The following is a 22,105-nucleotide window of genomic DNA, read 5'->3' on the forward strand; positions in this document are numbered from 1 at the left end:
ATTAAGCCACTTGGCGTTACGCCGCAAATTTTCGCATTGAAATATGCGCGGTCAGATGACCACCCAATTATGTGGCAGCAGATCGGCAACCTCACTCGCCCGCTGCGACGGCAGGCGCGTGAGCACGTCCTTCAAATACGCATACGGACCATGCCCTTTGAGCCGTGCAGACTGGATCAGGCTCATGATTGCCGCAGCTCGTTTTCCGCTGCGTAGCGACCCGGCGAAAAGCCAGTTCTTGCGTCCAAGAGCCCACGGCCGGCTCTGGTTTTCCGCCCAATTATTATCAATAGGCACGGCCCCGTCATCGAGGTAGCGCGACAGCGCTGCCCAGCGTTTAAGGCTGTAATCGAGTGCTCTGCTGATAGCTGAACCTTCGGGCACAAAATCGGGCTGGGCACTCATCCAGGCATGCAGCATGTCCATTATCGGTGCGGCTTTTTCTTGCCGTATTCGGTGCCGTAAATCCGGTTCAAGATCGCGGACTTCGCTTTCAATTTCGTACAACAACTGGATGTAGCGCAGGGCCTGCTCGGCGAGCTGGCTTTTGTTCGTGGCGTGCAGTTCGAAAAACTTGCGCCGAGCATGGCCATGCAGCCGATCTCGGTCACGCCGAGTTCGAAACTGGCTTTGTAGCCGCCAAAATCGCCGCAGACCGACATCCGCGTGCACAACCTGCTGCCCGGGCATCGACCAAGGGCTGCAACTGCACGCCAGCCACGCCGCCCCATTGGGCCAAAGTCAAGCGTGGAATTGCCAAGCCAGCTCGACCGAAAATCGATTTCTGACGGTAAAGCGGAAGATGATCAGCGAACTTCGCGATCATGACGTGGGCAGCCGGGATGCCCTTGTCGATGACCTGCGCTGGTACCGGGGCCTGGATCAGCGTTTCGCAGTCATCGCAAACCCACTTGCCACGGACATGGCGCTCAACGGTAAACACGCCAGGCGTGTAGTCCAGTTTTTCACTGACATCTTCACCGATGCGCTTGAGTGCGCAGCCGCATAGACAGCCGCTGAGCAAAGAGCACCTAAAAGAGTCAGCGACTACGCTTATCAGTATCGCGAGTCTGGTTCCTCATCCTTGATCACCTCCTCCTACCGGCATGGTCAGACCTGTGATGTAGGACGCTTCATCGCTCGCCAGAAACAGTATCGCGCCCGCCTGCTCGTCCAATGTGCCATAGCGCTTCATTAGACTGCTGTCGATTGTCTGATCGACAATCTGCTGGTACCAGTGTTTCTCCTCGGTGCTTTGTTCGACGCTGTTACGCGGAATCAACCGGGGTGGCGCCTCAGTTCCACCAGGCGCCGTCGCATTGACTCTCACGCCCCGCCCCGCGGTTTCGAAAGCCAGACACGCCGTCAGCGCATTCACTCCACCCTTTGCCGCGCCATAAGGCACACGATTTATGCTGCGAGTTGCGATCGACGACACATTGACAATGGCCCCGCTGCCCTGCTCGAGCATAAATGGCAGCGCAGCGTGGCAGCACCATAACGTCGGGAACAGTGACCGTCGGACTTCAGCCTCGATCTGTTGAGGGTCGTAGTGCTCGAAGGGTTTGGCCCAGATCGTCCCGCCGACATTATTGATGAGGATGTCCAGACGCCCGAAACGCTCGATGGCGGTGTGCATTACCCGGTTGCATTCGTCGTACAGCTCAAGATCTGCAGTGAGTGCGAGCACTTCGCTACTCTGCGCTAGCTGCTGCCCCACGTCGTAGATCAGCTCAGAGCGGTCGACCAGGATCAACCGCGCGCCCTCCCCAGCCATTCGCTCGGCGACACGCCGTCCGATGCCTTGGGCGGCACCCGTGATCAGTGCGACTTTGTCTCGAAATCTATTCATGTGTACCTCATGACGAAGCGTTTTGTAGGCGCCGGCCCGCGATGGCCGTCAACGGTGACGCGGACATTCTGAACAGAGGCGGCGTCCGAGCGTTCTTCGCGAGCGTTCGGACCTCGACCGGCTCTCCTACAATCAATCTGTATCGCGCAGTTCTAGCGCGAGATTACGCGGCGCTGGCGGCAAACTTCTCGTAGTAGAAATTCACCGGCGCAATGCCTTGTTCGCGGATGAACTGGCTAACTGCCTCGACCATCGGCGGCGGGCCGCACAGGTAGACGTCGACGTCGCCATCGTTCAAATGCCGCGGCTCGATGTGTTGGGTCACATAACCCTTGAGCGGGTGCCGGCTGTCGGGATTGGCCACGCAGGCACTGAAGCTGAAGTTCGGAATGCGCGCAGCGAAGGCTTCAAGTCGATCGAGCTCCACCAGATCGAAGTCGTTGGTCACGCCGTAGATCAAATGCAGCGGATGCTCGCTGCCCTGTTCGGCGATTCTTTCCAGCATCGCGGTGAACGGCGCCAGACCGGTGCCACCGGCCAGCAGCAACAACGGACGGCGAATGTCGCGCAGGTAGAAGCTGCCCAACGGCCCGGCCAGGCTCATGCTGTCGCCGGCCTTGGCCATGCCGGTGAGGAAACTGCTCATCAAGCCGCCGGGCACGTTGCGAATCAGAAAGCTGACTTCGCCGTCACGCTGCAACGAGCTGAACGAGTAAGCGCGAGTCTGCTCGCTGCCGGGAACCCCGAGGTTCACATATTGCCCCGGCAAAAACGCCAGTTTGCTCAGGGCTTCGCCCTTGATCGACAGCGCGATGGTGCTGTCGGACAACTGACGCACGGCGCTGATGGTCGCGTCATAACTGGCCTGACGGGTACGGCAGACATCCGATGAAACCGGCACCCGCACCACGCAATCGCTCTGCGCCCGCATCTGGCAGGTCAGGACAAAACCCTGCTGCGCTTCGTCGGCACTGAGGGCGTCTTCGATGTAGTCCTCACCCAAGTCGTAGCGGCCAGCCTCGGCGAAGCACTTGCAGGTTCCGCAAGCGCCGTCGCGGCAGTCCAGTGGAATATTGATGCCCTGGCGATACGCGGCATCGGCCACGGTTTCCCCAGCATTGGCGTCGATGAATCGGGTGACGCCGTCTTCAAAGTTGAACGCAATGGAATGAGTCATGACGGCCGCCTCAGAGGTGGTAAACATCAATGACCTGGCGAACGTAGTCGTTCTTCAGGATCACTTTCTTGGCCAAGATCAGCGGGGTTTCACCGCGCACATCCAGGGTGTAGAAACTGCTGCCGAAATAGCTGTCGACGGTCTTGTAGCGAAAGCTCAGGGTGTGCCAGTTGAAGCGCACCTTGCACAGGCCGTCGGCCTGTTCGATCAGCTCGATATTGCTGAGATTGTGCGAGGTGCGGGTGTCCGGCACGCTGGCGCTGGAGCGTTCGGTCTTGATGCGGAAGATGCGGTCTTCCAGGCCGACGCGGTTGCCGTACCAGATCAGCGAGATTTCCCGCTGCGGGTCTTCAGTCAGCTCGTCGTTGTCGTCCCAGGACGGCATCCAGAATGTCGCTTCCGGCGCGTACAACTCCAGCCAGTCGTCCCATTGTTTGTCGTCGAGGTAGCGTGCTTCGCGGTAGAGAAAGTCGCGCAGGTTGTCATAAGTGAGGATCATTGCACGGCCTCCACTGCAATCAGTTCGGACTGTTCAGCGGCCAACGCCTTAAGCATCGTTTGCTGCCAATACTTGTGTTGCAACACGAACAGGCCTTCGTCTTCGGTGCGCACGCCGCTGAGCAGCGGATGCAGATCGATTTCCTTGGCCGCGTCATCGGCGCCTTCGACCCAATGTTCGGCGCCACGGGACATGTCGTTCCAGGTGGTGACGCTGCCCTGGTAACCCATCTGACAGGAGCGAAACTCTTCCAGATCGTCCGGGGTCGCCATGCCGCTGACGTTGAAGAAATCCTCGTACTGACGAATCCGGCTCGAACGGGCGTGGTCGCTTTCGCCTTTGGGGGCGATGCAGTAAATGGTGATTTCGGTGCGGTTGACCGAGATCGGCCGGGCGATGCGAATCTGCGAGCTGAACTGGTCCATCAGGTACACGTTCGGGTACAGGCACAGGTTGCGCGAGTTCTCGATCATCCAGTCGGCGCGAGCCTGGCCAAAGTCGCGAGCCAACTCGTCGCGACGCTCGTACAGCGGACGGTCTTCGGGGTTGGACCAACGGGTCCAGAGCAGCATGTGGCCCTTGTCGAAGGAATAGAAACCACCGCCCTGCTTGGCCCAGGTGCCGGCGCTCATGGTTGGATTGCAATCGCCGGCTTCGCGCTGCTTGCGCTGGTTCTGGGTCGCCGCGTAGTTCCAGTGGACCGAGCTGACGTGATAGCCGTCGGCACCGTTTTCGGCGGTGAGTTTCCAGTTGCCTTCGTAGATGTAGCTGGAAGAACCGCGCAGCACCTCCAGGCCATCGGCGGACTGATCGACGATCATGTCGATGATCTTCGCCGACTCGCCCAGGTGCTCAACCAGCGGCACGACATCGGCCTTGAGGCTGCCGAACAGGAAGCCGCGATAGGATTCGAAACGCGCAACTTTGGTCAGGTCGTGGGAGCCTTCGCAATTAAAGCTCGCCGGGTAGCCAGCCGCCGCCGGGTCCTTGACCTTGAGCAGCTTGCCGGAGTTGTTGAAGGTCCAGCCGTGGAAGGGGCAGGTGTACGAACTCTTGTTGCCGGTCTTGTGCCGGCAGAGCATCGCTCCACGGTGGCTGCATGCGTTGATAAAGGCGTTCAGTTCACCGTCCTTGTTGCGCGCGATGAAGATCGACTGACGCCCCATGGTGGTGGTGTAGAAATCGTTGTTGTTGGGGATCTGGCTTTCGTGGGCGAGGTACAGCCAGTTGCCTTCAAAGATGTGTTCCATCTCGAGGTCGAACAGCCGCGGATCGGTGAACATCTCGCGCTTGCAGCGATAGATGCCCTGCTCAGGGTCTTCTTCAAGCAGGGAGTGAAGGTATTCGGGTCGCAGGGTCATGGCCGCCGCCTCCATTGTTTTTATCAGGCAGGGCCATGCTAGGACGAGGGAATGGGGCGCACTATCCGCAGGGTGCAGACCTGTATCCGTTTTGTGCAGAGTGACCTGATCGTTCCCACGCTCTGCGTGGGAATGCAGCCCGGGACGCTCTGCGTCCCAAAAGCGGACGCGGAGCGTCCGTTGAGGCATTCCCACGCGGGAGCGTGGGAACGATTAAATAACGGTGGGCGGCGTTTGCGAGGTCAGTGGCGGCGCTTTAGGGTGTCCGACGGCAATTCGCCGAACTGTTTGCGGTAGCTGTCGGAAAACCGGCCCAAGTGCAGAAAGCCGTAATCCATGGCCACTTCCGTGACGTTACGTACGTTGCAGGTCGGGTCGCTCAGGTTGGCGTGGATGCGTTCGAGCTTTTTCTGCCGGATGTAGTTTTTCGGCGTGTCCCTCGCGTTGCGTTCAAACAACCCATACAGCGAACGCAGGCTCATCCGCGCCTGGCGTGCCAGTTCTTTACTGTCGATGTCCTGCTTGAGGTTGCACGCAATGTAATCGACCAGCGCCTCGAACGTAGCCGAAGGTGAGCCGGGATCGGTGCGGATGACGTTGGTCTTCATCAGGCCAAGCATCTTGCTGGCAATGATTTGCGCATAGTGCTCCTGCACCCGGGGAATCTGCTCGGTGGCTTCCGCCTCCTGGCAAATCATCGCCAGCAGACCGACGAAACTTTCCAGTTCATTGAGCTGATAACGGTTCTCCAGAAACCGTACGCCCTGCCCTGGATACCGCCAGCGCTGCTCTTCGCACACCGACTCCAGCAGCTGCGAGGGGACTTTCAGGATGAATTTTTCGCAATCACTGGAATAGGTCAGATCCACCGGATCATCGGGATTGATCAGCAGTAACTCGCCAGGCGCGAAGTAATGTTCCTGGCCATGACCACGCCACAGGCAGTTGCCGCGCAGCAGCACTTGCAAGTGATAGATGCTGTCCAGCGCATGGGATATAACCCGCACGCTGGCGCCGTAACTGATGCGGCACAGGTCGAGGCTGGCGAATTTGCGATGATCGAGGCTGGCCAGCGGCCGGCCGGCCCTGGGCATCTGCAGGCAATGATTGCCGACGTGCTGATTGACGTAGCCTGACACCGCGTAAGGGTCCGCGTGGTCGAAGACTCTGCTGCGATGACTCAACAATTGCGCTTGCATCATCGGATCACTCTCATTGTTGTTATCGGTGGAGCCACCATTCTAATGCCTTGGTCGAAACACAGAAGGCCACGAGATAAACGGTCGGTTATCTCGTGGCCCGGCTCGGCTGGTTGAGGATATCAGTCCTCGAGCGCGCGAACCCGTTCGTGGCGTTGCTGCTCCTCAGGCTGGGCAGACGACTGCAGCGTGAAGTCAAAATCGATTTCGGCAAAGCGCCCGCTCACGCCATGGGCCGCCGCTCGCTGCGGATCATCGCTGAAGGTGATTTTGGCAATCAGCTCATCACGGGTGGCGTAGGCGAAATCGTCATGCAGGTACTGATCACCGTCGAGGTTGATCTGAGTGGTCAGGTGGCGATGATCCGCTGCCGAAATGAAGAAGTGGATATGCGCCGGACGCTGACCATGACGGCCCAATTGATCGAGCAATTGCTGGGTCGGACCGTCCGGCGGGCAACCATAGCCGGACGGCACGATGCTGCGAAAACGGTAACGGCCCTCGGCATCGGTGACGATACGACGACGCAGGTTGAATTCCGATTGAGTGGTATCGAAGTACGAATAAGTGCCGCCGGTGTTGGCGTGCCAGACATCCACCACCGCGCCGACCAACGGTTCGCCGGCAGTATTCTTGACCTGGCCCTGCATGAACAGCACCACACCCGGATCGACGCCATCATCCAGCCGCGCTTCGCCTTGCGATATTGGCGCACCCGCCACGTACAGAGGGCCTTCGATGGTCCGCGGTGTGCCGCCGGCCTTGCCGGCCTGCTCGTCTTCGGCGTCCATCAGCAGGTCGAGGTAATGCTCCAGACCGAGCCCGGCCACCACCAACCCGGCCTCTTGACGCGCACCCAGCACGTTGAGGTAGTTGACGGCTTTCCAGAACTCTTCCGGGGTCACGGCCAGGTCTTCGATAATGTTCACCGAATCCCGCAGGATCCGGTAAATCAGCGCTTTGACCCGCGGATCGCCGGCTTCGTTATGCAGACCGCTGGCCTCTTCGAGAAACTTCTGGGCACTGGCAGTGTGGGAAATCTTGACGTTCATTTTAGTGGGTTCCTCATCTTGTAATTATTAGCGTAGCGAACTGAACAGGCTGGGTTCAGCGGTCATCCTCGCGAATGGAAGAAGGATGCCGGCACATCGCGGTGACTTCGATCGCCATGTACGGGTACAGCGGCAATTGCATCAGCAAGTCGTGCAGTTCTTGAACGCTGTCGACATCGAACACGCTGTAATTGGCATAGAGCCCGGCGATGCGCCACAGATGACGCCACTTGCCTTGCTCTTGCAGGTGCTGGGCCAAGGCTTTTTCGTCGGCCTTGAGCTGAGCGGCGCGTTCCGGGTTCATGTCGACCGGTAAATTCACAGTCATTTTTACGTGAAATAGCATGATGCCCTCCTCAGGCTTGATGAACGGCAGTGGATGTCTTGTCCCGACGGAAAAACGCCAGGCGCTCTTCATCTAGAGTCAGGCCCAACCCCGGTGTTTGCGGGACGTGCAGTTGGAAATCTCGGTAGACCAACGGCTCGCTGAGGATGTCTTCGGTGAGCAGCAGCGGGCCGAACAACTCGGTGTCCCAGCCCAGTGTGTTCAGCGTGATAAAGGCATGGGCCGAGGCTAGCGTGCCGATGCCGCCTTCGAGCATGGTGCCGCCATACAGGCCGATACCGGCTGCCTCGGCAATCGCGGCGGTTCGCAACACGGCGCGTGGGCCGCCGTTCTTGGCGATTTTCAGGGCGAATACCGAAGCCGCGCCCTCCCGCGCCAGGTTGAAGGCATCCTCCACGCATTCGATGGATTCATCGGCCATGATCGGCGCCGGGCTCACGGTATTCAGGCGCACCATGCCGGCGCGGTTGTTGCGCGAGATCGGTTGTTCGATCAGGTCGATGCCGTTGGTTCCGAGGATCCGGCAGGCGCGCAACGCGACCGCTTCGTCCCAGGCCTGATTGACATCGACCCGCACGCTGGCGCGATCGCCCAGCGCCTTTTTGATCGCAATGACGTGGGCCAGGTCGCGGTTAACCTCGCCGGCACCGATTTTCAGCTTGAAGATCCGGTGGCGACGCAGGTCGAGCATTTTTTCCGCTTCGGCGATATCCTTGGCGGTGTCGCCGCTGGCCAGGGTCCAGGCCACCGGCAGCGCATCACGAACGCGGCCACCCAGCAGCTCACTGACTGGCAAGCCCAGGCGCTTGCCCTGAGCATCGAGCAAGGCGCTTTCGATACCCGATTTGGCGAAGGTGTTGCCACGAATGCTGCGCTCCAGGCGCAACATCGCGGCATTCACATTGCCGCTGTCCTGGCCAAGCAGCAATGGCGCGAAGTGTTTATCGATATTGGTCTTGATGCTGTCCGGGCTTTCGTTGCCATAGGCCAGACCGCCAATGGTGGTCGATTCACCGACCCCTTCAATACCGTCGGCACAGCGCACACGAATGATCACCAAGGTTTGGTTCTGCATCGTATGCATCGCCAGCTTGTGCGGGCGAATGGTCGGCAGATCGACGATGATCGTCTCGATCGATTCAATGGCAGTTGCACGCATGTCGATACCCGTCAGGTTCTTAAAGTTCTGGAACGGATTCTGGTACGACTTTTTCCGGGCGGCCAATATAGAATTGGTCTGGCTCGATACCTTAAAGGTATTTAACAGATCAACGTCCGGAGGCCTCATGGAACTGCGTCACCTGCGGTATTTTCAGGTGTTGCCTCAAACCCTCAACTTCACCCGCGCCGCCGAACTGCTGCACATCGCCCAACCGCCGCTGAGCCGGCAGATCCAGCAGTTCGAAGACGAACTCGGGGGGCTTCTGCTGGCGTGCACATCACAGATGACGTACCCGCGCGTGAGCACCGAGTTGCAGCGTTCCGCCGCGTATTTGTATCACGAGCCGCAAAGCCAACTGCGACGGCCTCGTTCTCCACACGGCGCAGACGCTGGCAGATCTCAAATCTAGAACACGATCAGATCGCGCAGCGAGTTACCGCTAGCCAAGCGGTCGAAACCTACGTTGATATCCTCAAGCTTGAATCGCTCGCCGATCAATTTGTTTATCGGCAGCTTCCCCGCCCGATAGAGCGCGATGTAGCGAGGAATATCTCGTGCCGGAATGCATGACCCAACATAACTGCCTTTGACCGTGCGTTCCTCCGCGGTGAGAGACAGTTGTTGTAACGGCCATTTGTCATCCGGGTGTGGCAGCCCCGCAGTGACCGTCGTCCCGCCGCGGCGTGTGGACGCGTAGGCCAGTTGCATCGCCGATACAGATCCTGCGAACTCAAACGCATAATCCACGCCGCCCTTGGTGAACTCTCGAATGTGTTGAACGGCATCCGGGTCTTTGGCATTGACGGTGAGGTCTGCACCCAACTCACGCGCCAAGTCCAGCTTACTCTGATGCACATCCACGGCGATGACGGGATTGGCGCCGGAGGCAAACGCACCTAACAATGCGCTTAGGCCGACCCCGCCAAGCCCCACTATCAGAGCAGACGAACCCGGTCGCACCTGGCCTGTGTTGACCACCGCCCCAACACCCGTCAGTACCGCGCAGCCGAACACTGCAGCCTCGATGGGATCAATATCTTCGCCGATTGGAATGCAGGAACGCGCCGATACCACCGCGTGGTCGGAAAATGCGGAGACTCCGCAGTGATGATTGATAGTGGTGTCTGCTTGGCTCAACCGGTGGTGGCCGCCCAAAAGCTCGCCGCGAGCGTTAGCCTCCCCACCGGGTTCACACAATGCTGGCCGCCCTTCCATGCAAGGTGAGCAGTGACCGCAGCTAGGGACAAATACCAAAGCCACCATCTGGCCTGGCTTGACATTGTCGACCCCCGAACCAACCTCGACGATCTTTGCGCTTGCCTCATGCCCGAGAGACATCGGAAGTGGTCGTGGCCTAACGCCGGTTATAACCGAGAGATCAGAGTGGCATAAGCCAGCCGCGATCATCTCGACGAGAACTTCCCCAGGCCCGGGCCCCGACAAACTGATTTCTTCAACGTGCAATGGCAGGGTTTGCTCGAATGGTTTGGATACGCCCGACTGGCGCAGCACAGCTGAACGAATGATCATTGTTTTTATCCCATTCCGGTTGATGTTTGTGTACTTTCCCGAGCTTTCGTGACACTCACTCAGCAAGCGCATTGCTCGCTCTTGCACCGGTGCATCGATCATTTCCCCTTCAAATCGAAACGCTCCAGGTTGTCCATATGCAACGTCCATTAGACGCCGCGCTCTCAAAACTTCTGCCTTCTGAGGCTGATTTATCTGGTTGATAAGCGCGATTTGCCTTGGATGAATGTAAAGCATCCCGCCCATTCCCATGCTCTTACCGTGTCGGGCAAACGCGACTAGCCCTTCGGGGGGTTTAACTTTGGGAAAGATCGTGTCCAGCAGCGCCGCAAGGTTATTTGCTGCACTGTTGATGAGTAATGAATACCGAACCTGATCAAAAATCAGGTTTATCGCTGGGTCACTAGAATCGACACCTAGCGAATACCCCTGACCAAAAAACCATCGTGTCAAAGTAGTTCTCAGGGGGCGGTTGAGCGTGGGTGCCTGTCCCAAAAGTGGCAGTGGGAGCACCCTCGCACGTTTACTGTGCCGTACCCTCAAGAAGATAGAGATGGCTCTTTGCAGATCGAGTTCGGTACCCAATCACATCTTGATAGTCTTGGGAATGGTAGAAATCGCGGGCCTTTTCGGGACTGTCGAACTCCACCAGTACGACCCTTTCCACATTACGATCTCCTTCAAGCACTTGAGGTTCACCACCGGCTATGGCGAATGTCGCCCCCCACTTCTCCAAGACGGGGCCAACCCTCGTCATGTACTCGTTGTAGAAATCCTCTGGATCGGTCACCACCAGTTCCGCGTAGATAAAACCTTTGCGTTGCATACCAGCACCTCTTTTTTGTTATGGAATTAATGGGTAGAACCCAGATAGGCAGCCCTTACGGCAGGATCGCTACGCAACTTGCTAGCAAGACCCTGAACGGAGATTCGGCCATTCTCGAGAACGTAGGCGTAGTCGCTTACTTCGAGGGCTGCGGCGGCAAATTGCTCGACCAACAGCATCGTCACACCCGTCGCCTTCAGTCGCTCGATGATACGAAACACCTCGTCCACCAGAATGGGCGCTAAACCCATGGACGGCTCATCGAGAAGAATCACTTCAGGCGCTAGCATCACTGCACGGGCCATGGCGAGCATCTGCTGCTCTCCGCCTGACAATGTGCCCGCCAACTGATTCCTCCGCTCCTGAAGTCGCGGAAACAGCTCAAGAGCACGTTCCAGATCCTGATTGATATCGCCCCTCGGTCGACTACGGATGAATCGAGGAAAAGCACCCAGTGTGATGTTGTCGATGACCGACAAGGTTGGGAAAACTCGACGCCCTTCCGGCGAGTGCGCCAGTCCGCATCTAGCTATCTTGTGTGCAGGTAGCCCCGCGATGTTTTTGTCCCCAAGCATGATCGAGCCCTCTTGGGGGCAGATCATTCCTGATAGGGCCCGCATGGTCGTCGTTTTCCCGGCGCCGTTACTGCCAATCAGGCTTACAACCTGACCTTTCGGAACTTCAAGACTGATACCATGTAAAACCTGGACTTTCCCATAACCTGCGTGCAAGTTTTTTACCGTAAGCATGGTCAGGCTTCCTTCTGAATCAGAACATGGGGTACGCCAGGCTCAGAGGATGGCTCCGGTTCCGGCTCAACCGCAGAACCACCCAGATATGCTTCAATTACTCGGGGATCAGACTGCACAACGGCAGGCTTACCCTCGGCAATCTTCTGCCCGAAATCGAGCACGGTGACCGTGTCGCAAATGCTCATGACCATGTCCATATGGTGCTCGATCAGCACGACGGTAACGCCGTGGTCTCGGATTTTCTTGATGATCTGTACCAGGTCCGCAATATCAGGTGCAGTCAGACCTGCAGCGGGTTCATCGAGCAGCAGCATTCTTGGCTTGAGTGCGAGGGCCCGGCCGATCTCAAGCAATCTTTGTTTGCCGTAAGGCAGGTTGCGCGCTTCTTCATCACGCAAGGACTTGAGCCCCATGAAGTCAAGAATGTTGAGTGCTTTATCCTTCGCTGCCTGTTGTTCTGTGCGATAGCCCGGAAGGTTCAACAGGATCGCCGGCAAGCCTCGATGGAATGTATGGTTGAACGCCACCAGCACGTTTTCGAGGACGCTCATTTCGCCGAACAGCTGGACGTTCTGAAACGTCCGTGCGATGCCGCCCAGTGCGATCTTCGAGGGTGGCCGCCCGACGATGGAGTGACCGTCGAAAACTGCCGCGCCAGCAATGGGCACGTAAATGCCGGTGATGACGTTCATCATCGTGCTCTTGCCAGAGCCGTTGGGGCCTATCAGTCCGTGAATGCTGCCACTGGTAATTGACAAGGTCACCTTGTTGAGTGCCTTCAAACCGCCAAACTGCATGACGATGTCTTTGGCCATGAACAGAGGTTCACTGCTTGATTGAGCAGACTTATCTGTCTCCCATAACGCAACAGCTCGGGGCTTGGACAGATTTGTTGCAGCAGATTGATCTGCTTTGAGCCTCACGAAAGGTGCTTTCAGAAAGCCCATGACGCCATTTGGTAGGTAATAGATCACGGCGAGCATCATCAAACCGAAGATCGTCAGCCGTTGTTCGGTGATGTCAGTGATGTTGAAGGCAAATACCACGAACACCGCGAGCGCCAAACAAGGTAGCGCGACTTGCCGAGGTGTAAACCGTTTTCGTACAAGCCCTGCTCCCACCGCCAGCGCGACAATTACAACCAGACCCACAACCAACGAATGGAACAACGCAAGATCGGAAAGCCAGTTAGGAAGCAACACCACCACGGACGCGCCCAGAATGGCGCCCACCCGACTCTTTTTACCACCCAGGATCAATGCAAGCAGGAACAGGACATTGAGCTCGAATCCAAATCCGTTCGGAGCAATGTACTCCTCCGAATAGCTGAACAAGCTGCCGGCAAGCCCTGCAAATGTGGCACTGATGACGAACGCCAGCACCTTGTAGCGATACACGTTGACTCCCATGCAGTCTGCAGCCACCGGACTGCCTCTGAGCGCCTCAAACGCTCGCCCTAATGGAGAGCGCAGGATTCGGGTCACGGCGATAAATGACAAGACAACCGCTGCGAGAACGACGTAGTAGAACTCCTCAGAAGTGAGCCTGTGGTCAAAAAACACCGGCTTCTGCACCTGCAACCCTTGAGGGCCATTAGTAAGAAAATCCATCTCGTTTATGAGGATCATGATGATGGTCGAAAACGCGAGGGTGACCATTGCAAGGTACGGCCCGGTAACACGCAACGCCGGGAAGGCTAACAACCCGCCAAAGACCGCCGTGACCGCCATGGCCGCGGGCACTGCTGCATAGAATGGCAAGCCAAGCTTCGTCGAAATCAAACCCGCCGTGTACGCGCCTACGGCAAATAGTCCGGCGTGCCCGAGAGATACTTCTCCCGTATACCCGACCAGAATATCCATGCCAAAGAGAAGCACTGCGTAAATCCCGATAACTACAACGAGGTGCAGGTAATAAGGATTTTGGAATGCCTGGGGTAATGCAGCTGCCAGCACAAGCAAAAGGCAGCCGAAGATGAGTTGGACGTTTCGCATACTCACACCTTCTTGATCGCGGCCCTGCCGAAGATACCGGCGGGCTTAATCATCAATACAATGAGCAACAACACCAGACCTGGGACGTCCTTGTAACCGGTCGACAGAAAGAAGCCTGTCGCGGTCTCAGTGACCCCAAGAATGATGCCCCCTACGATGACGCCGACACCGGACGTCAATCCGCCAATGATCGCCACCGCGAAAGCCTTCAAGCCCAGCGCCACGCCCATGCTTGCTCCGGTCAATGTCAACGGAGCGACCAAAATGCCCGCGAACGCGGCGGTCATGGATGAGAGCGCGTAGGAGAACGTGATGACGGATCCGGTGTTGATACCCATCAGTCCGGCCGCGTCTCGATCAGAGCTGGTAGCAACCACCGCTTTACCGAAAATGGTCTTGCGATTGAAGAACTCGACGGCAAGCATCAGCAGAATGGCCCCGCCCACTACCAGCAGCTCCATCGGCATCACGAATGCGCTACCGATCTGCAGCGGTGTCTCAGGAAGTGGAGAAGGAAACTTCATGTCATCCTTGCCCCAAATATTTTCCGCCACGTTCTTGAATATGATTGCCAGGGCAATCGTCGACATGATCCAGCCGAATTCCGATTTGATTTTCATCGCTGGACGCACCGCGATCCGTTCAACGACCACGCCTTGTAAGGCGCCGAAAAGCATGACCAGCGGAATCGCGGCCCAGTATCCTACGTAGGGATAAAGCGTTAGGCCCACCAGTGCTCCGAGTGCAAGCGCCTCGCCCTGACCGAAGTTCAATGTAGTGGAGGTCGCAAACGTTAGTTGGTATCCGAAGGCGATTACCGCGTAGATCATGCCCATAGAGATACCGCTGAGCAGCACTTGTAACAGTAGCCCGTCCATAGATATGTCCTCCCCTGCGGGGGTCGATATATAGGGGCAGCGGAGACTTCCGCTGCCCACTTGTCAGCTCGGCAAACTAAGGTTTGTTCCGATCGGATTCATAGGCGTAAACAACGCGACCGTTCTTGATCTCACCGATAACCGCAACGGCAGGAGTCTTGAATGCTTCGTGGTCGGTTTTGGAGAATGGCTTGTCATATGTCATTACCAGCCCCTCGACCGGCTTTTGCAGGTCTTCCAAGGCTTCCTTGATCTTGGCGCCATCGGTCGAACCAGCCTGCTCAATGGCAGCTGCCAGGATGTAAACGCAGTCATATCCTTGTGCTGCCCACACTGGGCCAGGGATCCGGTCGACAGCGTAAGTCTTGAGGTAGTTTTCAATGAATGCTTTACGCTTATCTGTAGCGCCATCAAGGATGAAGGTCTGTGGCATCCTCACCCCTTCAGCATTGGCACCTGCGTTTTCAGAAAAGTTAGGCATCGACAGCGTCCAACTGCCGACCATTGGGACTTTCCAACCGAGCTTGGCCATACCATTCGCAATTTGCGCGAGCTCCGGCCCGATCCCGTAGGTCAATATCGCCTCGGCACCCCGCATACGCGAACGTAACAATTGCGGCGTCATGTCGACGTCCTTGATATTGAATTTTTCAACGGTTACAGGCTCGATACCTTTTTCCTTGAGCACTGCTTCCAAGTCGGCACGACCCAATTGGCCGTAGTTAGTGGAATCAGCAAGGATGGCCACTTTCTTGAACCCACGAGTCTCCACCGCTTCTTTCACTATCATTTCGGCCTGAATGCGATCAGGGAGCGAAACCCTGAAGATGTAGCTGTCAGGCAGGAAGGTCTTGGTGACTTCGGTTCCCGACGGGCCAGGAGTCACAACCGGAATCTTGGATTCCTGGTAGAAACGTTGGCTGGCGAGCATTACACCAGTGTTGATCACACCCACCGCTGCGACGATTTTGTTGTTGTAGATCAGGTCTTGGGCAACCTGATTTCCGCGTTCGTTTTTCGCCTCATCGTCGCGCTCGACCAGTTCCAGTGGCCGACCCAGAACCCCGCCTTTATCGTTTATTTCTTTAACTGCCATCCGCATAGCGTCTCGCATCGAAACGCCCATCGGAGCTGACGCACCTGTGTATGGGCCGGGAGCACCAATTTTGATCGGGTCTACCGCCATGGCGTTCATGGCCAACAACAGGGTTGAAACAGTCAAAGTAGTACGCAGTAGAGCTCGCATGATTTGTCTCCGTTGTTATTGTTTTCAAATCTTTTGGCGAAACGTTAATTAATGAATGTGGAGGCCTCCATTCACATCGAGCACTACTCCAGTGACATAACTCGCCATATCGGACACGAGATAGAGACATGCATTGGCTACTTCCACCGGTTGGCCAATGCGCCCTAACGGCGTCGCAACGAGTGTCGCTTTACGATTTTCATCAGAGAGCCTTCCTGCGATCAGGTCAGTCTCAATCAATCCCGGAGCAACGGCGTTAACTCGAATGCCATCTGGCGCAAGCTCTCGTGCCAGCGCTTTCGCCAAGGTTTGAATGCCGCCTTTGGCCGCTGAGTAATGAGCCCCGCCCATGACGCCGCCGCCACGCTGGGCTGAAACCGACCCCATGCAAACGATGCTTCCACTGCCTGCTTTGCGCATATGAGGCACCACCGCCTTTGACATGTTGAACGCGCCGCGCAGGCTTACGTCCATCACCAGGTCGTAACCCTCATCATCGATGTCCAACAGCCGTCGCGGCTGACTGACTCCGGCGTTATTGACCAGGATGTCGATCTGCCCGAGAGCTTCGACAGCCTGCTCAACCACTTTTTTACAACGCTGAGAATCCCTGACGTCACACACAAAGCCTTGATGAGGGAAACCCAGCGTGTCGGCGGCGATCTGAAGTTTGTCGGCGGCGATGTCTAGCAGAACGACCTTGGCGCCCTCCTCTGTAAACCGCTTGGCAATGGCCCAACCAATGCCATTGAGCGATCCCGCTCCCGTCACCAGCGCCACTTTGTCTTTGAGCAACATATCGGTATCTCCTCCCGTTGCCGGCATTTGTCGGCTCCCAGGTTCAGTGGATGTGCAGCCCGCCATTGACGTCGAGAACGACGCCCGTCACGTAGCTTGATAGGTCAGACGAGAGGAAAAGACAGGCGTTTGCGATGTCTATGGGAAGAGCTAGGCGCCCCAACGGAGTCGTGGCCAACGCTGCCTGCCGGCCTTCGTCGGTGAGCTTGCCCACGAGTAATTCGGTGTCGACCAACCCGGGAGCGATGGCGTTGACACGAATACCGTCGGGCGCCAACTCGCGAGCCATCGCTTTTGCAAGGGTCTGAGTGGCCCCCTTTGCGGCCGCGTAATGGGGGCCGCCCAACACACCTCCGCCCCGTTGAGCGGCCACTGACCCCATGTTCACGATGGCACCACTGCCGCAGGCACGTAGATGGGGCACCACTGCTCTGGACATGTTGAACGCGCCACGCAGACTAACGTCCATTACAAGATCGTAATCATCCATCGTACTTGCCATCAGCTTGAACGGCTGACTGACACCGGCATTGTTGATTAGGATGTCTACCCGCCCGAATACCTGGATGATTGCATCAACTGTTTGCTGACAAGCGTCGGGGGATCGAACATCACAGCTGTAGCCGATGCTTTCGTTTCCGAGCTCCTGAACAGCAATGTCAATCACACCAGGGTCGAGATCGAGGATCGCCACCCGAGCGCCGTTTTCGATGAATAGCTGAGCGGTAGCCCAGCCGATACCTTTTAACGAAGCGCCACCTGTGATGATGGCGGTCTTTCCTTTGAGTAACATGGTGATCTCCCTTGCTCTTGTTTTCGGAGAAGTCGTGATGCGCTCAAACGATAAGAATTACCGATCCACTCGTTTTGCCTGAAGCGAGATCTTCGTGAGCGGTGCCCGCCTCTTTCAGCGGATATTGATGGTCAACGCGAATGCGCAGAGCGCCAGACTTGATCAACGCAAAGAGCTCGCTTGCCCCTCGTTGGAAATCAGCAGCTTCAGCGACGTAATGCGAAATTGTCGGACGGGTAATGAACAAAGAACCTTTGTTTCGCAGGTAGGCGAGATCTATCGGAGCGACGTCCCCGGATGCCCAGCCGAACGACACGATCAGACCGAAACGCTGTGCGCAATCTAACGATTTTTCGAAGGTTTCCTTACCGATAGACTCGAACACCACGCTCACGCCTTTACCGTCAGTCAACTTCTTGGTGACTTCCAGGAAATCGGCTTTCTCGATATCCACCGGATGAGCACAGCCATATTCTTTGAGAATTTGCACTTTCTCTTGCCCAACGCAGGTACCGATAACATTGGCGCCGAGATGGGACAGCCACTGACAGAGGATAAGCCCAACCCCTCCGGCCGCTGCGTGAACCAGCACCCAGTCGCCAGACTTGATATCTTTCAGACGTGTAGCCAAGTACCAAGCCGTCAGCCCCCGAAACAATGCTCCGGCAGCGGTGATTGAATCCAGGCTCTGGTCTGGCAGTTTGAACACCCGCTCAGCAGGAACATTTCTTTTCTCTGCGTAGGCCCCAGGCGTAAGAAAGTGATAAACCACTTTGTCGCCCTCAGTCAGACCAGTGACCGATTTGCCTACTTTTTCGATGACCCCGGCAGCGGCAAATCCCAGGCCACTCGGAAGTTTAGGAAGCGCAAGCAGGCCGGAACGTAATTGGGTGTCAATGAAATCGACGCCAACGGCTTCTTGGCGAATCTGAACTTCGTTATCGCCTAACTCAGGCAACTCGATTTGTTGCCATTGAAGCACTTCCGGGCCCCCTGTCCGTTCGACGATAAGTGCGCCTATTAAATTACTCACTCTGATACCTCGCTTAAAAAGCCCGTGGGATTTGTTTATTGCGCCGTCCAACCACCGTCCACCATCAAGCTTGCCCCGGTCACCATCCGAGCTGCAGGACTGGCGAGGTAGAGAGCAGCACCGACGATGTCCTCAACTTGGGCCATATGGCCAAGAGGGATTTTGGAGACGAGGAATTGATGCTTTTCAGGCGTGTTGACGATGCTGCGAATAAGAGGTGTATCCACGAATGTGGGAGCAATACTGTTTACCCGCAACCCACGGTCTGCAAACTCAATCGCCATCGCCTTCGTCAGGCCTTCAACAGCATGCTTGGTCATGCAATACACAGTTCGATTCGGAGAACCAACATGCCCCATTTGAGAGGTGATGTTGATGACCACACCGGGGGCGTCCGATTGCGAGCTGAGCATTTTCTTCGCCGCAGCTTGAGCAGTGACAAAGCAGGCCCGAACGTTGAGATTGAGCATGGCATCCAAGTGCTCGTCACTGACTTCCACCATCGGCTCGGGGAAGTTTGTGCCAGCGTTGTTTACCAGGATGTCGAGGGCGGGAAGCTCATCGATCAGCGCACGTATGGCGCTGGTGTCGGTGACATCGCAAACCGCTACGGTTGCCTCGCCACCTTGGGCGCGAATGTAAACGGCTATGGGGTCGAGAGGATCACGGTTGCGGCCAACCAGGATGACGTGGGCGCCGGCATTGGCGAAAGTAAGGGCAATGCCCTCACCGATTCCGCCGCCTGCACCTGTAATCAAGGCGGTTTTGCCATCCAGACGGAAGCTTGGGGATACGAAAGGTACTGGGTCAGAATACACAGCGGGCTCCTTTTATTTTTATATGGCGCCATTACCGTTTTGGTGAAATTGAGGTTACCGCCGGCTGGCAATATCGACCAATTCAATTATCATTAGGATTATGCAATCTAATCTAATAATGAGGCCTGCATGTCCACGCCCCTTGACCCCCACCCTTTACCGAACGTGAATCTGAAACTGTTGCAGGCATTTATGCTTGTGGCAGAGCACGGAAGTTTTCGGCAGGCAGCCGACCTGACGCACAAATCTCAGTCAGCTGTGACCAGCCAGATCAAGCAGCTGGAAAGTCAGTTGGGCGTTCAACTTTTTCATCGAACAACTCGTCAGGTGAGTCTTACAGCCTCAGGAGTTGAACTGCTGGAAAGTGCGAAGCGAGCGGTGCATGAGGTCGAGCGGGGGTTGCGGCGTATACAGGAAACGACGGATTTGAAGCGCGGCCGAATTTTTCTGGCCTGTTCAACCACCGTTGCTGCAACTCGGTTGGCGAAAATCCTCGCCGCATTCGAAAGCGATTATCCAGGGATCGAAGTATTCGTTCGTGAACTGACCTCCGGGGACATGCATGACAGCATTCGCAAAGGTGAAGTGGATTTCGGCATCGGACCGGTCAGTGACTTACCAGATTTCAACTGTGAAACGATCCTCACAGAAAATCTGTACGCGCTAGTTCCGAAGAAGCTGCACGAGGCAGGAGGGTCAACCATCACGATGACCGACCTCGCCCAGATGCCTCTGCTGCTGCTCAACCTCGCGACAGCACTGCGGGCAGTTGTCGATGACACTGCCAAACAGCTCGGCCTGGAATTGAAGACGCGCTACCAGTTCAATCAGGCGCAGACGCTGATATCAATGGCTAATGCGGGACTGGGTGCTGCAGTTTTACCTGCTGTGGTATTACCGGATGATCCCCATCCCGACACACATGAAATGCTGATCATCGAGCCAGAGCTCATGAGGCAAGTGGCCATAATCACGATCAAGGGCCGATCAATGTCACCTGCCGCATCCCGCCTGGCTCAGCTCGTGCGCCTTTTGATAACAGCGCCACACTCGATTGACCGTCAGCGCAACAGGAGCTGACGGTCGACGTTTAGTTACTCAATGCATTGATGATGCGCCTTGCACGAGAGAGCACTGGCGCATCGATCATCTGCCCATCCAGCTTGAAAGCTCCACCCTGGGTTTCAGCAGCCGACAGCACACGGTTTGCCCAACTAACTTCGTCTGCTTCCGGCGTCAACGCTTCATGAATAACCACCACTTGCTTAGGATGGATGCATAAAACGCCGCCAAAGCCCATCTCCAACGCGGTCTGCACCGCACGGGTCAAACCTGGCAAGTCGTTTATCGACGGGAACACACCATCTAGCGGCGAGGCCAAGCCGTAAATTCGAGACTGCACAATAACGGAAACCCTAAGGTGATCGAGTACAGTCAGCGCGCCTGGCGAACCGTCTTTCAGACCCAAGTCCAGAGCCATGTCGATGGCGCCAAAGCAAAGCCTTTCCAACCCTGGCACGGAGCAAAGTTCAGGGAGATTCATTACACCGAGAGCGGTTTCGATAATAGGCAGAATCGGCTTTCTAGTTTCAGCTGCGTTCGCCAGTTGAGCGCGCGTTTCCGTTTTTGGCAGCATGATTCCTATGACGCCCTGATGTTCTTTGCAAAAAGCGAGATCAGCCTCGTGCTGCACATGACCGGGTGAGTTCACGCGAACCAAAACTGTGGCCTGAGGATGGCTGAGCAGATACTCACCTAACGACTCACGAGCACTGCTTTTGGACCCTTCCTCTACAGCATCTTCGAAATCAACGATGACACGGTCTGCCCCACTGGCGAGCGCCTTTTCATATCGCTCGGGTCGATCACCCGGTACGAAGAGCGCAGAGCGCACCAGATCATATCCTGCAGTACTGACTGAAGCGTTGTTCATAATTACTTCCACCGTCACGTCGAATGGGTTAAGCGAACCCGATTTCGCCAAGTTGGCCAATGCCGCCTTTATTGCCTGCCCAAACCGCAGCTCTTCCCTCCTCTTCAACACGTCCTCCTACGATCAAAGCATCGCCAGCTATAAGAGGTCGGACGCCTTTAAAAGCAAAAGTTCGGACAGTCACTTCAGGCGCAAATTTCGAAAATGCACGCATGACCAACGTTGCAGTCAGTGGCCCGTGCACGACTAATCCTGGGTAGCCCTCAACCTCGGTCACATATCGCCAGTCGTAGTGGATACGGTGAGTATTGAAGGTCACCGCTGAATAGCGAAACAGCAACGTAGGACTCGCGTCGATTTCCTCGGTCCATTCAGCGTCAGGTAAGGGATCGCCTTCTGCCACAATGGCTTGGGTAGCGACCCGATAGACGATGTCTTGTTCCTCAATCAACGCGGTGTCTTCATCCTGAAGGTACTCATGGCGAACTTTCACAAACAGCAGCGAGCCAGTCCGACCTTGTTTCTCCTTGATGTCTTCGATCGTAGAACGACGGTGGACAAGCCCGCCAACCAGTAGAGGCTTTATGAACGACAGTCGACCACCCGCCCACATCCGGGTTCGGTCCCCTGCAGCAGGAAGGAAGTCCCCCGTCACCGGGTGTCCGTCCGAACGCAGAGATTCAGTGAATGCAAGATCTTGAAAGTATGCCCAATGCCATAACAGTGGTAACGGGCTACCATCAGCCGGCGCTTGTTCATTCAAGGTTACGGCCAGCTTGGCCACATGCTTCGAGGTAATAACTTCTGCGCGCTCTTGAGTTTTACCGATCCATTCTGAGTATTCCACACACCCTCC

General features: G+C 56.5%; 21 protein-coding genes and 2 pseudogenes. 2 read left to right on the top strand and 21 right to left on the bottom strand.

Features of this window, described 5'->3' with window-relative positions; genetic code table 11:
* Positions 1–51: 51 nt before the first annotated feature.
* The 9 genes and pseudogenes from tnpC to BLU75_RS12325 all read right to left on the bottom strand — a co-directional run.
* A pseudogene (gene tnpC, locus BLU75_RS12285) lies at positions 52–1,012 on the bottom strand (IS66 family transposase); the annotation flags it as partial.
* A gap of 66 nt (positions 1,013–1,078) precedes the next feature.
* Positions 1,079–1,852 (bottom strand): 1,6-dihydroxycyclohexa-2,4-diene-1-carboxylate dehydrogenase, encoded by a 774-nt coding sequence (locus BLU75_RS12290; RefSeq protein ID WP_084378748.1) that lies wholly within the window; start codon positions 1,850–1,852, stop codon positions 1,079–1,081.
* A 163-nt stretch (positions 1,853–2,015) separates the two neighbouring features.
* Positions 2,016–3,029 carry a benzoate 1,2-dioxygenase electron transfer component BenC gene (gene benC / locus BLU75_RS12295; protein WP_084378749.1) on the bottom strand — a complete coding sequence of 338 codons (1,014 nt, stop codon included), beginning with the start codon at positions 3,027–3,029 and terminating at the stop codon, positions 2,016–2,018.
* 10 nt (positions 3,030–3,039) lie between these two features.
* Positions 3,040–3,528: a benzoate 1,2-dioxygenase small subunit gene (gene benB / locus BLU75_RS12300; protein WP_084378750.1), complete on the bottom strand. Its 489-nt coding sequence runs from the start codon at positions 3,526–3,528 to the stop codon at positions 3,040–3,042.
* Positions 3,525–4,889 (bottom strand): benzoate 1,2-dioxygenase large subunit, encoded by a 1,365-nt coding sequence (gene benA, locus BLU75_RS12305; protein ID WP_084378751.1) that lies wholly within the window; start codon positions 4,887–4,889, stop codon positions 3,525–3,527. The genes benB and benA overlap by 4 nt, the downstream gene beginning before the upstream one ends.
* A gap of 242 nt (positions 4,890–5,131) precedes the next feature.
* Positions 5,132–6,091: an AraC family transcriptional regulator gene (locus BLU75_RS12310; RefSeq protein WP_084378752.1), complete on the bottom strand. Its 960-nt coding sequence runs from the start codon at positions 6,089–6,091 to the stop codon at positions 5,132–5,134.
* A 119-nt stretch (positions 6,092–6,210) separates the two neighbouring features.
* Positions 6,211–7,140: a catechol 1,2-dioxygenase gene (catA, locus tag BLU75_RS12315; RefSeq protein ID WP_084378753.1), complete on the bottom strand. Its 930-nt coding sequence runs from the start codon at positions 7,138–7,140 to the stop codon at positions 6,211–6,213.
* A gap of 55 nt (positions 7,141–7,195) precedes the next feature.
* A complete protein-coding gene (gene catC / locus BLU75_RS12320) occupies positions 7,196–7,486 on the bottom strand; it encodes a muconolactone Delta-isomerase (protein WP_084378754.1) in 291 nt (96 codons plus the stop codon).
* 10 nt (positions 7,487–7,496) lie between these two features.
* The gene (locus BLU75_RS12325) at positions 7,497–8,645 is read right to left on the bottom strand and encodes a muconate cycloisomerase family protein (RefSeq protein ID WP_165447464.1); all 1,149 of its coding nucleotides are present in this window, start codon (positions 8,643–8,645) and stop codon (positions 7,497–7,499) included.
* 127 nt (positions 8,646–8,772) lie between these two features.
* Here BLU75_RS12325 and BLU75_RS12330 point away from each other — a divergent pair.
* A pseudogene (locus BLU75_RS12330) lies at positions 8,773–8,916 on the top strand (LysR family transcriptional regulator); the annotation flags it as partial.
* 137 nt (positions 8,917–9,053) lie between these two features.
* On the opposite strand, the gene BLU75_RS12335 reads toward BLU75_RS12330, so the two are convergent.
* The 10 genes from BLU75_RS12335 to BLU75_RS12380 form a co-directional block, all read right to left on the bottom strand.
* Positions 9,054–10,631, bottom strand: coding sequence for a zinc-binding dehydrogenase (locus BLU75_RS12335; protein ID WP_231982649.1), 1,578 nt, complete (start codon positions 10,629–10,631; stop codon positions 9,054–9,056).
* 70 nt (positions 10,632–10,701) lie between these two features.
* Positions 10,702–11,004, bottom strand: coding sequence for a DUF1330 domain-containing protein (locus tag BLU75_RS12340; RefSeq protein WP_084378756.1), 303 nt, complete (start codon positions 11,002–11,004; stop codon positions 10,702–10,704).
* Between the two features lie 26 nt (positions 11,005–11,030).
* Positions 11,031–11,753, bottom strand: coding sequence for an ABC transporter ATP-binding protein (locus BLU75_RS12345; RefSeq protein ID WP_084378757.1), 723 nt, complete (start codon positions 11,751–11,753; stop codon positions 11,031–11,033).
* A gap of 2 nt (positions 11,754–11,755) precedes the next feature.
* Positions 11,756–13,750, bottom strand: a complete 1,995-nt coding sequence (locus BLU75_RS12350; RefSeq protein ID WP_084378758.1) for a branched-chain amino acid ABC transporter ATP-binding protein/permease — start codon at positions 13,748–13,750, stop codon at positions 11,756–11,758.
* A gap of 2 nt (positions 13,751–13,752) precedes the next feature.
* A complete protein-coding gene (locus BLU75_RS12355) occupies positions 13,753–14,628 on the bottom strand; it encodes a branched-chain amino acid ABC transporter permease (protein WP_084378759.1) in 876 nt (291 codons plus the stop codon).
* Positions 14,629–14,704: 76 nt separating this feature from the next.
* Positions 14,705–15,874: an ABC transporter substrate-binding protein gene (locus BLU75_RS12360; RefSeq protein WP_084378760.1), complete on the bottom strand. Its 1,170-nt coding sequence runs from the start codon at positions 15,872–15,874 to the stop codon at positions 14,705–14,707.
* Between the two features lie 48 nt (positions 15,875–15,922).
* Positions 15,923–16,672 carry an SDR family NAD(P)-dependent oxidoreductase gene (locus tag BLU75_RS12365; RefSeq protein WP_084378761.1) on the bottom strand — a complete coding sequence of 250 codons (750 nt, stop codon included), beginning with the start codon at positions 16,670–16,672 and terminating at the stop codon, positions 15,923–15,925.
* A 43-nt stretch (positions 16,673–16,715) separates the two neighbouring features.
* Positions 16,716–17,465 (bottom strand): SDR family NAD(P)-dependent oxidoreductase, encoded by a 750-nt coding sequence (locus tag BLU75_RS12370; RefSeq protein ID WP_084378762.1) that lies wholly within the window; start codon positions 17,463–17,465, stop codon positions 16,716–16,718.
* Positions 17,466–17,508: 43 nt separating this feature from the next.
* Entirely contained in the window at positions 17,509–18,498 is a 990-nt protein-coding gene (locus BLU75_RS12375) for a quinone oxidoreductase family protein (protein ID WP_165447463.1), read from the bottom strand.
* Between the two features lie 35 nt (positions 18,499–18,533).
* The gene (locus BLU75_RS12380; RefSeq protein WP_197676955.1) at positions 18,534–19,316 is read right to left on the bottom strand and encodes an SDR family NAD(P)-dependent oxidoreductase; all 783 of its coding nucleotides are present in this window, start codon (positions 19,314–19,316) and stop codon (positions 18,534–18,536) included.
* Between the two features lie 129 nt (positions 19,317–19,445).
* Here BLU75_RS12380 and BLU75_RS12385 point away from each other — a divergent pair, with 129 nt between their 5' ends.
* Positions 19,446–20,396: a LysR family transcriptional regulator gene (locus BLU75_RS12385; protein ID WP_084378764.1), complete on the top strand. Its 951-nt coding sequence runs from the start codon at positions 19,446–19,448 to the stop codon at positions 20,394–20,396.
* A gap of 10 nt (positions 20,397–20,406) precedes the next feature.
* Here the strand turns inward: BLU75_RS12385 and BLU75_RS12390 are convergent, their stop codons facing one another.
* Together BLU75_RS12390 and BLU75_RS12395 are read right to left on the bottom strand one after the other, a co-directional pair.
* Positions 20,407–21,249 carry an HpcH/HpaI aldolase/citrate lyase family protein gene (locus BLU75_RS12390; protein WP_084378765.1) on the bottom strand — a complete coding sequence of 281 codons (843 nt, stop codon included), beginning with the start codon at positions 21,247–21,249 and terminating at the stop codon, positions 20,407–20,409.
* 28 nt (positions 21,250–21,277) lie between these two features.
* Positions 21,278–22,096, bottom strand: coding sequence for an HTD2 family dehydratase (locus BLU75_RS12395; protein WP_084378766.1), 819 nt, complete (start codon positions 22,094–22,096; stop codon positions 21,278–21,280).
* Between the last annotated feature and the right edge of the window lie 9 nt (positions 22,097–22,105).

The organism is Pseudomonas mucidolens (assembly GCF_900106045.1).
GTDB classification, from domain to species: Bacteria; Pseudomonadota; Gammaproteobacteria; order Pseudomonadales; family Pseudomonadaceae; genus Aquipseudomonas; species Aquipseudomonas mucidolens.

Coding starts and splice junctions, on each gene's coding strand:
- BLU75_RS12290 (WP_084378748.1), bottom strand. CDS start 1,852: ATGAATAGATTTCGAGACAAAGTCGCACTGATCACGGGTGCCGCCCAA.
- benC (WP_084378749.1), bottom strand. CDS start 3,029: ATGACTCATTCCATTGCGTTCAACTTTGAAGACGGCGTCACCCGATTC.
- benB (WP_084378750.1), bottom strand. CDS start 3,528: ATGATCCTCACTTATGACAACCTGCGCGACTTTCTCTACCGCGAAGCA.
- benA (WP_084378751.1), bottom strand. CDS start 4,889: ATGACCCTGCGACCCGAATACCTTCACTCCCTGCTTGAAGAAGACCCT.
- BLU75_RS12310 (WP_084378752.1), bottom strand. CDS start 6,091: ATGATGCAAGCGCAATTGTTGAGTCATCGCAGCAGAGTCTTCGACCAC.
- catA (WP_084378753.1), bottom strand. CDS start 7,140: ATGAACGTCAAGATTTCCCACACTGCCAGTGCCCAGAAGTTTCTCGAA.
- catC (WP_084378754.1), bottom strand. CDS start 7,486: ATGCTATTTCACGTAAAAATGACTGTGAATTTACCGGTCGACATGAAC.
- BLU75_RS12325 (WP_165447464.1), bottom strand. CDS start 8,645: ATGCGTGCAACTGCCATTGAATCGATCGAGACGATCATCGTCGATCTG.
- BLU75_RS12340 (WP_084378756.1), bottom strand. CDS start 11,004: ATGCAACGCAAAGGTTTTATCTACGCGGAACTGGTGGTGACCGATCCA.
- BLU75_RS12345 (WP_084378757.1), bottom strand. CDS start 11,753: ATGCTTACGGTAAAAAACTTGCACGCAGGTTATGGGAAAGTCCAGGTT.
- BLU75_RS12350 (WP_084378758.1), bottom strand. CDS start 13,750: ATGCGAAACGTCCAACTCATCTTCGGCTGCCTTTTGCTTGTGCTGGCA.
- BLU75_RS12355 (WP_084378759.1), bottom strand. CDS start 14,628: ATGGACGGGCTACTGTTACAAGTGCTGCTCAGCGGTATCTCTATGGGC.
- BLU75_RS12360 (WP_084378760.1), bottom strand. CDS start 15,874: ATGCGAGCTCTACTGCGTACTACTTTGACTGTTTCAACCCTGTTGTTG.
- BLU75_RS12365 (WP_084378761.1), bottom strand. CDS start 16,672: ATGTTGCTCAAAGACAAAGTGGCGCTGGTGACGGGAGCGGGATCGCTC.
- BLU75_RS12370 (WP_084378762.1), bottom strand. CDS start 17,465: ATGTTACTCAAAGGAAAGACCGCCATCATCACAGGTGGCGCTTCGTTA.
- BLU75_RS12385 (WP_084378764.1), top strand. CDS start 19,446: ATGTCCACGCCCCTTGACCCCCACCCTTTACCGAACGTGAATCTGAAA.
- BLU75_RS12390 (WP_084378765.1), bottom strand. CDS start 21,249: ATGAACAACGCTTCAGTCAGTACTGCAGGATATGATCTGGTGCGCTCT.